The sequence below is a fragment of the Ochrobactrum soli genome, from assembly GCF_003664555.1.
GTDB classification, from domain to species: Bacteria; Pseudomonadota; Alphaproteobacteria; order Rhizobiales; family Rhizobiaceae; genus Brucella; species Brucella teleogrylli.
This window is the reverse complement of sequence record NZ_RCHH01000004.1, coordinates 257,997-270,242: the sequence shown is the minus strand read 5'-3', so window position 1 is coordinate 270,242 and position 12,246 is coordinate 257,997. Positions and strand designations below refer to the sequence as shown.

Genomic DNA, 12,246 nt, shown 5'->3' with positions numbered 1-12,246 from the left:
AACGTTAGATCGATGCCAGATAGCCGCCGTCGATGGGGATAACCTGACCCGTTATATAAGCGGATGCGGTGCTCGCCAGAAACACCACCGCGCCTGCAACATCATCCATGCGACCGAACCGCCCGTGGGGGATTTTATCCAGCATGGACTTTTGCCATTCTTCATTTTCATAGAAAACGTCCGTCATCGACGTGCGGAAATAGCCGGGCGCGATACCATTGACGCGAATGCCGTGCGGCGCCCATTCCGTTGCAAGCGCGTGCGTCATCCCCATGAGGCCAGACTTCGACGAGCCATAAGGTGCCGCTGTCGGTACGCCAACATAGGAGGTGAGCGAACAAAGATTGATGATTGCGCCGCCGCTTTTGGTATCCGTCATGTGACGCGCCGCGGCCTGAGCGCAAAAGAATGCGCCCTTCAGATTGGTCGAGACAATGCGGTCCCACAGCGCTTCGTCAACATCGAGCGAAGGCCGTATTTCTTCATAACCGGCATTATTGACGAGAATATCGAGACCGCCCAGTTTGGCGGCGGCTTGTGCAGTCACGTCTGCGCAGGCCTCAACGGCCCGCACATCAAGGGAAAGCGGCATGCAGGCGCGCCCAAGAGCGGCGATGCGAGAGGCCGTTTCGGTCAGATCGTCGGACTTGCGCGCTGTTATGGCAACGTCGGCCCCTGCCGATGCCAGAGCCTCGGCAATAGCCTGTCCCAGCCCCCGGCTCGCGCCAGTGACCAGCGCCTTACGCCCGCTAAGGTCGAAAAGCGATAAAACCTGCATCATGTTCCCCTATGGACCCTGCCTGAACAAAACATCGCCAGAACTTCTAACCATTCTGCGGGTAATGTTTAGCAATTTTTTATGGTCTCCCCGACATAAAGGCATCTTTTTCGGAACTTGTCTATACATATATATACAAAATAGGAGTTTAGTCTTAGAACGTTCTTTAGCAAGGCGCGCCGCATCCAAGAGCGCGCCATGAGAGGAGAACGTGAAATGACCGATGATCAAACAGCGCTCAATAGTCTGATTCGTCCAGAGATACGCGCCCTTAGCCCTTATAATGCCGGGCTGACCATTGCCGAAGTCGAACATCGCTATCATCCGGCCAAGATCGCAAAGCTCGGTTCGAACGAGAACCCTTTGGGTCCTTCTCCGAAAATAGAAGAACTCTTCGACTCCGTGCACGACCTGCTGAGGCTTTATCCCGATCCGTCCGGTCGCGCTCTGGCACTCGAAATAGCGCAGGAGTTTCGGCTGCCGGAGGATCAGGTTATCTTGGGCAACGGATCGGAAGACCTGATCGGGGTCATCTGCCGATCTGTGCTTCGCCCCGGTGATCGCGTCGTCACGCTTTACCCATCCTTCCCTTTGCATGAAGACTATTCGACGCTCATGGGAGCTGTGGTCGAGCGGGTCGAGGTAAAACAATCACTGGAGGTCGATGTCGATGCTCTGGTGGCCGCCGTTGCAAAAGGCCCGCGGCTTGTCATGTTCGCAAATCCGCTCAACCCGGTCGGAAGCTGGCTCGATCCGAAAGCGCTACAGCGGGTTATAAATGCGACATCTCCAAACACTTTGCTTGTGCTCGACGAAGCCTATGCCGAATATGCGGCGGGGGATGATTATCCATCAGCCATAGACCTGTTACGCGGCACCGACCTTAACTGGATCGTGCTTCGAACATTCTCCAAAGCCTATGGGCTGGCAGGCGCACGTCTTGGCTTCGGCCTCACAAGCGACAGCACCTTGCGCGGTTATCTTGACCGCGCCCGCACGCCCTTCAACGCCAATGCGATTGCACAGGCGACTGGATTGATCGCCCGGCGTGACAGCGAACATCTTGCGGCAGGTGTAGCTCTTGCTTTGCGTGAGCGGGCCCGTGTGGCTGATTTCCTCGGCACGCGGCAAATCCGGTTCGCTCCGTCAAAAGGCAATTTCCTGTTCATAGACGTCAAGACGGATTCCGTTGCTTTCGCCGAGAAGCTTTTACGCGACGGCGTCATCGTCAAACCATGGAAACAACAGGGATACACGAATTTTATTCGCGTCAGCATCGGCAGCCCGGAAGAGAACGACCACTTCATGCGTTCGTTTGCGCAAATATTCGATGGACAATGAACCGATATTTCTACTGAAAGCAAAACAGGCGACCTAATTACGGTCGCCTGTTTTTTAAGTGTTATGCCTTGCCGAGACGCCTGCGCAATTCCGCATTTTCCGCTCGAAGTTTTGCTGCCAATTCCTTGCGCAGCTTGAGGTTTTCCGCTTCCAACGCCAGCAGCGCTTTCAAATCGTCACCTGCAGAAGGAGTGGCAGCGGCTGGGGCTGCGGACTTACCAGCAGCGTTCTTCCAGTTGTAATAGGTCTGCTCGCTGACGCCTTCATGCTGCAATACAGCTTTCAGCGTAGCTTTGCCGTTCTCGGTGGCCTTCGCAACTGCTGCAAGAATGGCAGCCCGTTCCGCTGGTGTGTATCTCTTACGAACAGCCGGAGCGGTAACAGCAGCCTCCTTTGCAACTGGTTTCACGACAGCTGCTTTTGGTTCAGCCTTCTTGCGCGGCGCACGGGTGGTCGGCTTGGCGCGCGCCGGTTTTGCTTTCTTGACGAAATATGGTTCGAGATTGGCGCGAACGCGGTCCAGCACCGTCTGGCCGGTCAGATCGGGCACAAAAGTCTTGCCGGTGATCTGTTCGTAGGCCTGAATATAGACCTTCGAGGTCTGCTCGATGAGTTCAAGCGGAATTTCCGGGATCGGGTCGTTATAAGGATCACAACGCTCGGTGACCCAGGCGCGCACGAAATCCTTATCGAAGCTCGCCGGGCGGGTTCCCGCAGCGAAGCTCTCTTCATAGCTGTCGGCAATCCAATAGCGGCTTGAATCCGGCGTATGAATTTCATCCGCGAGAATGATGCGGCCGCTTGCGTCTGTTCCAAACTCATATTTGGTGTCGACAAGGATCAATCCATGTTCCGCAGCGCGCGCCTGTCCACGCTCGAAAAGCGCCAGCGCATAACGGGACACGGTTTCCCATTGTTCTGCGGTCAGCAAACCTTGTTCAAGGATTTCCTCACCGGAAAGGGGCTCATCATGTCCGCCGTCGAAAGCCTTGCTTGTCGGCGTGATGATCGGATGAGGCAGCTTTTCATTGTCCTTCAGACCATCGGGCAGTGTGACGCCATACATCTGGCGCTCGCCTTTGCGGTACTTCGTGAGGATCGACGTGCTGGTCGTACCCGCCAGATAGCCGCGCACAACGACTTCAACCGGCAGAATGTCCAACCGTCTGCCAATGACGACATTCGGGTCTGGATAAGCTAGAACATGGTTCGGGCAAATATCCGCCGTTTCCTCGAACCAATAGGACGCGGTCTGCGTCAAAACCTGACCTTTGAACGGGATCGATGTCAGGATGACGTCGAAGGCACTCAGCCGGTCGGTAGAGATGATGATACGGCTGCCGTCCGGTAGATCGTAATTCTCACGAACCTTGCCGTTGTAGCGGTTCGGCAGTTCAGGGATATCGGCGCTGGGGAGAATGCGCAAAGTGCTCATTGGCAGAGGCTTCCGCTGTTGGTTCCGTCTGCCCTTTCGCTTAAACGTGCAGGTGGTTGCCCGTCAAGGATGAAGTCGCCCCTATATATCCAACTCAGCACTTTGCGCTTGGATGCGCTTGATCGCCCTGAATGCGCTCGCCCCAGTCCCGCATGCTGATCAAGATGGGCGCAAGAGAATGACCAAGGCCCGTCAGCTCATATTCCACCTTCGGCGGCACTTCCGGAAAGACAGTGCGGTTTATGATCCCGTCAGCCTCCAACTCCCGGAGCTGCAAAGTCAACATCCTTGGTGTCGCTGCTGGAACGAGCCTGCAAAGTGCGTTGAAGCGCAGCTTTCCTTTCAGCAAATGAAAAAGGATTACCGGTTTCCAAACACCACCGATGACTGAAAGCGTTGCTTCCACCGCGCAGCCTGTTTTGCTGACGTTTCGGCGCTTGCCGCGTGTCCTGACACTATCATCCATGATACTACATGCCAAATTTGTACGTACTTTTTCAAAGGTCAATATAGGCCTATTTGTTCGGCATTAAAGGAGACAATGCCGTGCAAAGTTACATTCTGACCGGAAATGAAAATCTACGCCTGAGGCTGGTTGAGAAACAGGACCGCAAGCCAGGGCGCGGAGAGATTGCAGTCGATTTGCGTGCTGCGTCACTAAACTATCGCGATCTTATCGTCGCGAAGCGTACCAAGGACAGCATTCCTTTGTCCGATGGAGCCGGCGTGGTATCGGCTATCGGACAAGGCGTGACAGATTACGCTATCGGTGATCGTGTGGTCATCGGTTTTATGCCTGAATGGGTTGAAGGCCCCTTCTCCGAGGTGAAGAAGGCTGCAAGCCTTGGCGGCAATACCGTCGATGGTGTGTTGAGTGAGCGTATCGTCGTACCGGCAACCGGGGTCGTACGGATACCGGACCCCATGACATTTGAAGAAGCCTCAACGCTTCCCTGCGCAGGCGTTACGGCATGGTCCGCGCTTTTTGAAAGACGACCTTTAGAGCCAGGCGAAACCGTCCTGCTGCTCGGTACGGGCGGCGTGGCGATCTTCGCCTTGCAGCTTGCAAAAATGGCGGGCGCTCGGGTCATCATTACATCGAGTTCCGACGAAAAGCTGGAACGTGCCAGAAAGCTCGGTGCTGACCACGTCATCAACTATAAGGCACATCCCGATTGGGAAAATGAAGTCCTGCGGCTAACGGGGAATGTGGGCGTTGATCTGGCTGTCGATTCAGCAGGTCCGGCCACGCTGAACAAGACCCTCAAGGCAACACGCTTTGATGGACGCATATCGCTTATGGGCGTCTTGACCGGGTTTAACGGTTCCATCGAAACTGCTGCAATCCTTGAAAAGAGGATCACCTTGCAGGGCATTTATGTCGGCCCGGTTTCCACGCTTTCATCCCTTGTTCGTACCGGCATCAAACCGCAGATCGACAAGATCTATCCATTCGGTGAGGCCGAGAATGCTTATAACGCGCTTCAAAGCGCCGGACATTTCGGAAAACTGGTCGTCAAGATCGACAGTAGTGCTGCGGCCATTTAAGCCGGAATGGTCAGAGGTAATATTCACCATCACCCCTATGCGCGATTTGCCGCATAGGGGTGATGACTATTATCGACTATTTCGCCGCCGCCTTAGCGCCAGCCAGCATATCCGAGAGATTGGCAACGATCCCCGCCGCCTCAATCTGCAGAACGTCCTTGGCGCTCTTGCGGGTTTTCTCAATGGCGATATCTGCGCTCAGGCTTCGCTCGTTCGACTGAAGACCGTCATCCGGACTGTTGTTGAAGCCATCATCGGATTTTTTGCGGGCTTTCAGACGGTTTTCTTCCGCCGTCATTTCGTTGCGGCGTTCCGTTTCATTGAGAGAAAGCTCCGCCTTTTCGCGCTGTGCTTTCAACACCGCAATGTCATCCACAAACTGCTGGAACTCAGGATTATCCTTTACGCGGGCGTCGTGAAGGTTTTGCAGCTGAGGCAAGAGTGGCTTGATATCGCCGGAACGCTTGTATTTTGCCGGTTTGACTTCGCTCCACGGCAAGGCATTGTCGAAGCTCGACTCGCCAACAGTCTTCAGATCAAAGAGCCCGGGCAGGCTGATATCCGGCGTTACGCCACGCAGCTGCGTCGTGCCTCCGTTCACGCGGAAGAACTGGGCGATCGTCAGCTTAAGCTCACCGAATTTTGGCTCTGGATTGTGCGCCACCTCGTCAAGATTGACCACGGTCTGTACCGTGCCCTTGCCGAAACTCGGTTCTCCGATAATCACGCCCCGACCATAATCCTGTATCGCCGCCGCAAAAATCTCGGACGCCGACGCCGACCCACGATTGATCAGCACGCCGAGCGGCCCCTGCCAGGCAGGCGTCGACCGATCATCACTTTCAACCTTGACCTTGCCATTGGCATTACGCTGCTGGACGACCGGACCTTTTCCAACGAAAAGACCGGTCAGATCAATTGCTTCCGACAACGAGCCGCCGCCATTGTTACGGAGATCGAACAGGATGCCATCGACATTGTCCTGCTTCAGTTCGGTAATGAGCTTGGCGACATCGCGGCTGGCGCTGCGATAATCCTTGTCGCCTTTTCTGCGCGCTTCGATATCTTCATAGAAGGCAGGCAAGGTGATAACGCCGATCTTGCGCGTGGCATTGCCATCCTTGACCTCAAGCACCGATTTCTGCGCAGCCTGTTTTTCCAGGCTGATCTTGTCGCGAACCAGACTGATGATCTGGTGCTTCGCGTCCGGTCCTGCATTGGCAGGCAGAATATCCAGGCGCACCACCGAGCCTTTGGCGCCACGGATCAGCTGTACAACTTCATCAAGACGCTGGCCAACCACTTCCTTCATCGGTCCGGTCTCGTCTTGACCGACACCCGTAATGCGATCACCGACTGCGATTTTACCCGACACCTGAGCCGGGCCACCGGCCACAAGCTCTCGGATCGTGATGTAGTCGTCCCGTTCCTGCAAAACCGCGCCGATACCGACGAGAGAAAGCTTCATCGATATATCGAACTCGGCAGAAGCACTGGCGCCGAAATAATCCGTATGGGGGTCAACCGAGGTTGTATAGGCGGCCATGAACATCTGGAAAACATCGTCGCTCTTGTATTTGTAAATACGTTCAAGCGAATTCTGATAGCGCTTTTCCAGCGTTTCGCGGATCGAGGCATCATCCTTGCCAGCCAGCTTCAGGCGCAGCCAGTCATTCTTGACGCGTTTTCGCCAAAGGTCCTTGCTTTCCTCATCCGTTGCAGGCCAAGGTGCCTTGTCCCGCATCAGCGGATAGCTCTCCTGCTCATTGAAATCGAACTTCGTGTTCAACAGGCTGCGCGCATAGGCCATGCGGTCGGTAATGCGCTTTTCATAAACATTGAAGATGGAAAACGGGATGCTCAGATTTTCCTGTTTGATCGCGTCGTCAATCTTGGTTTTGTCCGCCATAAACCCGTCATTGTCGGATTTAAGGAAGATCAGCCGGTCCGGGTCCAACGATTTGATAAACCGGTCCATAATTTTGGCAGACAGAGCATCGTTGAGTGGCACTGGCTTATAATGAAAACGCGACAAAAATTCAGAGGTCAGGCGCGCGGCCTGAACCTGCTGCGGCAGCGGCTTGAGGTCCGGCGGTGTACCAGCCTCGAAAGCAAGTGCAGGTGAAACGGTTGCCAGAAGGAGGCAAAGAGAAGCAAATTTTAGGCGTTTCAAGTGTTGCCCCGTTGTTCAGCGCGAAATGTACGTACCGATCTATGTGAAGCAATTATGGTTTTTTGGCAACCGCGCTTCCCTCAATGGCGGGGTGCGGCCAAGGTCTTTCACGCCAATCAGTAACGAATGTACATATTTCTGTGAGGCAAATCCCCGTCCGGCGACTATGCTTTCGCTACGCGCATTTGGGGAAGCCCCGGTAAAGCAGGTCAAATTGGGTTCAACACTTATCTTGATACGTACGGCTCACTGTCCGACCGCCTGATCATCGACGGCGGCGGGGCATCTGGTTCCACTCGGTTGGAGGTGACGAATGCGGGCAGGCAAGGCGCCATCACCACTGGAAGTGGTAATCTTATGGTCGATACAGCCAATGACGGAACGAAGGGAGACCGGCGCGATCCATCTCGCGGGTCCAGCCGTGGCTGGCCCTTGGGAATACTCGCTTTATCGCGGCAGTATTGACGCTTCCGCTCAAGAGAACTGGTATCTCCGATCCGAGCTTACACCCGTACCCCCCCACACCACCAACTCCTCCCCACCAACACCGCCTGTTTCACCCGTCCAACCAATCCCGAACCCAACACCTGATTACGGACCAGAAGTGTTCCTTTATGCTGCAATACTTTCGATGGGAGCCATTTATGGCAGGCAGTTGATCTGCTCATTCCCTGAGCGTGTCGGCGAAGAAGAGTAACTCAAAGACCGCAAACCTGGTACAACATGACAACCAGCTCAAACCGGGCGACGGAATTTGGCTTCCCTGATCAAGATGTCAAAGGCTTCGGTATGGCAATCCTAGCTACAGCACGACCTTTGATGCCGACAATTATGCCTGGAATGGAAAGCTCGGCGTGCGTGTGAACTGGTAGGCGACAGTGTTGGCCATAGCTGAACCGGCTTAGCTGTCCAGCATTTCCGATGGAGCAGGCGCCCCAAGCTGGGCACCTTTCCATATTGCAGACGCACCGGGATCGGAGAACAGCAGGCGCAAATGCCCGATGAGCTGCCCGGCGCGCGGGTCCGCTACGCGATAGACGACCGCGCGCGCTTCGCGCCTCCCTTCGATAATACCAGCCTCGCGCAACTCCCCAAGCTGCTGTGACAGGGTCGGCTGGTGAACATCCAGCACGTCTTCCAATTCGCTTACCGAGCGCTCGCCTTCCAGCAAGACGCACAGGATCGAAAGCCGCACGGGATTGGATATGGCTTTCAGAAAATCAGACGCTGCGCCGACCGCCCGACATTTCACCTTGGGCACATGGGCTTTTGGAGTGGCTTTCTCGTTCATGATCGTCGCGCCCTGCCATTCAATCTCAAAAATAGAGCAAACACGGAATGGTTTTCCAAGTTCCGCCGAAGGTTTAATCAAGCCTTCCTTCGGTGCCTGCCTGAATCCCATTATATAAATTTATATAACGAATTTGCAACCGGACCCCGTTTTCATGGCATTCAAGATCGGCTTTCATCCCAATAATCTGCATCTGACGCTCGCGTCTCGCTGGCCGGGGGCTTTCGCCGATTTCAAGCCGGAATTCGTGCCTTATCCGGAAGGCCGCGACACCGCCCAGCAGCTTATTGCCGGCAATATCGACATTGGTGGCACGGGGTCCACGCCGCCCATTCTTGCAGCGGAGAGCGGGCTGCCGGTGACCTATGCCGCAGCATCTGCGCCACGGCCTGCAAATGGTGCGATACTGGTTGCGAAGGATACTGATATCCAGACCGTCGCCGACCTGAAAGGGCGCGATATTGCGCTCGTCGATGGCTCCTTTCACACTTATTTTCTGGCAAAAAGTCTGGAGCAGGTCGGGCTTCGTCTTGATGATGTAAAACGGCATGATCTTCTGGCGAGCCCTTCGCGTGAACTGCTCCGTGCCGGCAAAGTGGCGGCGTGGATTGCCATGGCGCCGCATCTCGAACAGGCGCTCGCCAGTGGCGAATTCCATGTCTTGCTGCATTGCGGCACCACAATTCCCAATCGCTCGGTGTTCTGGACGATCGGACAGCGCAATCTGCCGGACGATGTAATCAATGCGTTTGCGGTGGAACTCGCCCGGATCGGTCGTGAGATTATCGCGCATCCTGAACAGGCCGCAGCCCTTCTCGCCAAGGACGCCGACGACAATGAGCGGCGCGCCTGGACGCGGGTGATCCAGGAACGCAACTGGCACATCGTGCCCGCTGACGACACGCTTTTGCGAGAACAGCAGGCAGAGGCAGACATACTGCTTCGCCATGCTGCGATCAGCCGCAGACTGGAAATTATAGCAGAGCATAACGAGGCAGAAACAGCATGAATGTCCTTTGGTACATGTGCGCGCCAGACGGCGCTTATCCCTGGAAACCCGAGGGCTCACGCGTCGTCGATTACGGCTACTACAAGCAGCTTGCACAGGCCTATGACCATCTGGGTTATACCGGCGCGCTTTTTGCCACCGGCGCTCATGATGTGTGGCCGCTGGCTGGAGCCCTTCTGCCCTATACGGAGCGCATGAAGTTTTTGCTGGCCTTCCATCCGGGTCTGGTAGCGCCAACGCTGCTCGCCAAGATGGCAGCGACATTTCAGGAGTTTTCCAACGGCAGACTGATGCTGAATGTCGTTTCCGGCGATGCCAAGATGCTTGGCGCTTATGGCATGATGTTGCCGCATGACGAACGCTATCTGATGGCCGACGAGTATCTGACGCTGTGGCATCGTCTTATGGCAGGTGAAAGCGTCACCCATGCCGGCAAATATTTCCAGACCGAAGGCGCAAAACTGGCCCTTCCTGCCGGTTCGTCGATTGCCCCACCGCCACTATGGTTTGGCGGATCGTCGGACAGCGCAATCGAAGTCGCGGCAAAGCATGTCGATACCTATCTTTCGTGGGGAGAAACGCCCGAACAGATGGGCGAGAAGGTCAGCCAAGTCAAAGCGCGCGCCGCAGCGCATGGGCGCGAACTGAAATACGGTATCCGTCTTTATGTAATCGTGCGCTCGACTGACGCAAAGGCCTGGGAAGCAGCAGCCGACCTTTACGACCAGATGGATGAAGAGGCCATGGCGGGCAACAAGCGCTTCGTTTCCAACACGGACTCTGTCGGCCAGCAGCGCATGACGGCAATGCATGGGGGCGTGAAACCCGACAATCTGCGCGACCTTGAAATCTCACCCAATCTCTGGGCGGGTATCGGTCTCGTCCGCCCCGGCCCCGGCACCGCAATCGTCGGCTCGCCCGACACGGTTATTCGCACACTTGAAGCTTATCAGGCCGTGGGCGTCGATACGTTCATCCTGTCGGGCATGCCACTGCTGGAGGAAGCCTATCGTTTCGGCGAAATGGTATTGCCGCGCCTTCCTGTCGAGCGGCCCGTCACAGAGCGCAAGCAGTTTACGTGGTCAACCCTGTTCGACCGGGATCTGACCGGAAAGGCCCTCAATGGCTGATACGAGCGCTCTGGAGAAAACGGCGACCGTCGGTTTTCCTTCGGTCGGCAATACCAAAGCAAGTCCGCGCTTCCCGCAATGGATGCGTAGGCTTGTATCGCCCATCGCCATCCTGATCTTGTGGCAACTGGCGAGCATGACGGGGCTTTTATCGGCCCGCACGCTGGCGTCGCCTGTAGACATCGCGGCAACCGGCCTGCGGCTGCTGGCTTCGGGTGAACTTGCGACAGGTTTGGCCGTGTCGTTCCTCCGCGTCATTGCAGGCTTCTCCATCGCGCTTGTCGTAGGCGTCGCACTGGCACTTTTCGCCGGGCTTTCCAAGCTCGGTGAAACCATCATCGATCCGCCGGTACAGATGCTGAAGGCGATGCCTTTTCTGGGGCTTCTTCCGCTCTTCATCCTTTGGTACGGTATCGGTGAAGCACCAAAGATCGGCATGGTTGCCTTTGGCTCCGTCTTCCCGATCTATCTGACACTGCATGGCGGCATTCGCGGCGTTGATCGCAAGCTGATCGAAGCCGGACGCACCCTCAATCTCAGCACGCTCGAAATCATTCGGCATGTCGTGATCCCCGGCGCTCTGCCTTCGTTGCTCGTCGGCGTACGCTATGGATTGAGCATCGCATGGCTTAGCCTCGTGGTGGCAGAACAGATCAATGCCTCCAGTGGCATAGGTTATATCATCACTTATGCACGCGATTTCCTGCAAACCGACGTCATCGTGGTCTGCCTGCTGGTCTACGCGCTCATGGGGCTGCTCACTGACGGGCTGGTTCGCGCAATCGAGGCCTATGCCCTGCGCTGGCGCCCTGCGGTGATATCATGAGCGGCATCGTAAAAATTCGTGGCTTGTCGCGGTCCTTCGGCGGACCGGCAATTCTTGATGGTATCGATCTAAGCATCGCGCCGGGGGAATTCGTAGCCCTGCTTGGCAGAAGCGGCTCAGGAAAATCCACGCTTTTGCGCGTGCTTGCGGGGCTCGACGAAGCTCCCGCAAGCGTGCTGGAAATTCCCCAACGCCGTGCCGTCGTGTTTCAGGAGCCTCGGCTGATGCCGTGGAAAAGTGTGATCGACAATGTTGCGCTCGGTGTGCCGAACGCCCGCAACAGCGGCAAGGCCGCGCAAGCGCTGGCCGATGTCGGTCTGTCGCACAGGATCGATGCATGGCCTCTGACATTATCTGGCGGTGAAGCACAGCGGGCGGCCTTGGCGCGGGCGTTGGTGCGAGAACCGCAACTGCTTTTGCTGGACGAGCCATTTGCCGCACTTGATGCGCTGACGCGTCTTCGCATGCACGACCTGGTGTTCAACCTCTGGCGCAAGCACAAGCCAGCAACCTTGCTGGTGACGCATGATGTCTGGGAGGCTGTCGCTTTGGCCGACCGCATTCTCGTTCTGGATCAGGGGCGTTTCAGTCACGATCTGCGTGTCGATATCGATCACCCTCGACAGAGAACAGATAAACGCGCTGCCGCTATCGAAACCGAATTGCTGGAAGCGCTGGGCGTCCGGCATTCCGTCCTGCACCCTTAAAAGCGGAG

The 12,246-nt window shown here is 56.1% G+C and carries 12 protein-coding genes and 1 pseudogene; 7 read left to right on the top strand and 6 right to left on the bottom strand.

Translation table 11 applies throughout. The features are described from left to right. Positions 1–4: 4 nt before the first annotated feature. Positions 5–778: an SDR family NAD(P)-dependent oxidoreductase gene (locus D8666_RS10750; protein ID WP_121537791.1), complete on the bottom strand. Its 774-nt coding sequence runs from the start codon at positions 776–778 to the stop codon at positions 5–7. Between the two features lie 216 nt (positions 779–994). Between D8666_RS10750 and D8666_RS10745 the strand changes: the two genes are divergently transcribed. Next, a complete protein-coding gene (locus D8666_RS10745) occupies positions 995–2,119 on the top strand; it encodes a histidinol-phosphate transaminase (RefSeq protein ID WP_121537789.1) in 1,125 nt (374 codons plus the stop codon). A gap of 61 nt (positions 2,120–2,180) precedes the next feature. On the opposite strand, the gene D8666_RS24475 is transcribed toward D8666_RS10745, so the two are convergent. From D8666_RS24475 to D8666_RS10735, 3 genes and pseudogenes are all read right to left on the bottom strand, one after another. Then, positions 2,181–2,528: a transposase gene (locus tag D8666_RS24475; RefSeq protein ID WP_235858942.1), complete on the bottom strand. Its 348-nt coding sequence runs from the start codon at positions 2,526–2,528 to the stop codon at positions 2,181–2,183. Between the two features lie 78 nt (positions 2,529–2,606). Continuing rightward, a pseudogene (locus D8666_RS10740) lies at positions 2,607–3,545 on the bottom strand (phosphoribosylaminoimidazolesuccinocarboxamide synthase); the annotation flags it as partial. A 103-nt stretch (positions 3,546–3,648) separates the two neighbouring features. Next, entirely contained in the window at positions 3,649–4,020 is a 372-nt protein-coding gene (locus tag D8666_RS10735; protein ID WP_109366064.1) for a winged helix-turn-helix transcriptional regulator, read from the bottom strand. A gap of 80 nt (positions 4,021–4,100) precedes the next feature. On the opposite strand from D8666_RS10735, the gene D8666_RS10730 reads away from it, so the two are divergent. Continuing rightward, positions 4,101–5,102 carry a zinc-dependent alcohol dehydrogenase family protein gene (locus tag D8666_RS10730; RefSeq protein ID WP_121537787.1) on the top strand — a complete coding sequence of 334 codons (1,002 nt, stop codon included), beginning with the start codon at positions 4,101–4,103 and terminating at the stop codon, positions 5,100–5,102. Positions 5,103–5,178: 76 nt separating this feature from the next. Here D8666_RS10730 and D8666_RS10725 read toward each other — a convergent pair whose 3' ends face one another. Further along, positions 5,179–7,275: a carboxy terminal-processing peptidase gene (locus tag D8666_RS10725; protein WP_121537785.1), complete on the bottom strand. Its 2,097-nt coding sequence runs from the start codon at positions 7,273–7,275 to the stop codon at positions 5,179–5,181. Between the two features lie 183 nt (positions 7,276–7,458). On the opposite strand from D8666_RS10725, the gene D8666_RS24650 reads away from it, so the two are divergent. After that, the gene (locus D8666_RS24650) at positions 7,459–7,740 is read left to right on the top strand and encodes a hypothetical protein (RefSeq protein WP_371830813.1); all 282 of its coding nucleotides are present in this window, start codon (positions 7,459–7,461) and stop codon (positions 7,738–7,740) included. A 436-nt stretch (positions 7,741–8,176) separates the two neighbouring features. On the opposite strand, the gene D8666_RS10715 is transcribed toward D8666_RS24650, so the two are convergent. Continuing rightward, on the bottom strand, positions 8,177–8,566 hold the full coding sequence (locus D8666_RS10715; protein ID WP_121537978.1) for an ArsR/SmtB family transcription factor: 390 nt from the start codon (positions 8,564–8,566) through the stop codon (positions 8,177–8,179). 154 nt (positions 8,567–8,720) lie between these two features. Here D8666_RS10715 and D8666_RS10710 point away from each other — a divergent pair, with 154 nt between their 5' ends. Genes D8666_RS10710 through D8666_RS10695 form a run of 4 tightly spaced genes read left to right on the top strand, consistent with a single transcriptional unit; the run spans position 8,721 to position 12,238 of the window. Further along, positions 8,721–9,575, top strand: coding sequence for an ABC transporter substrate-binding protein (locus tag D8666_RS10710; protein WP_121537781.1), 855 nt, complete (start codon positions 8,721–8,723; stop codon positions 9,573–9,575). Continuing rightward, entirely contained in the window at positions 9,572–10,705 is a 1,134-nt protein-coding gene (locus tag D8666_RS10705; RefSeq protein ID WP_121537779.1) for an LLM class flavin-dependent oxidoreductase, read from the top strand. The genes D8666_RS10710 and D8666_RS10705 overlap by 4 nt, the downstream gene beginning before the upstream one ends. After that, a complete protein-coding gene (locus D8666_RS10700) occupies positions 10,698–11,531 on the top strand; it encodes an ABC transporter permease (protein WP_121537777.1) in 834 nt (277 codons plus the stop codon). The genes D8666_RS10705 and D8666_RS10700 overlap by 8 nt, the downstream gene beginning before the upstream one ends. Next, positions 11,528–12,238 (top strand): ABC transporter ATP-binding protein, encoded by a 711-nt coding sequence (locus D8666_RS10695; RefSeq protein ID WP_121537775.1) that lies wholly within the window; start codon positions 11,528–11,530, stop codon positions 12,236–12,238. The genes D8666_RS10700 and D8666_RS10695 overlap by 4 nt, the downstream gene beginning before the upstream one ends. The last annotated feature ends 8 nt before the right edge of the window (positions 12,239–12,246 follow it).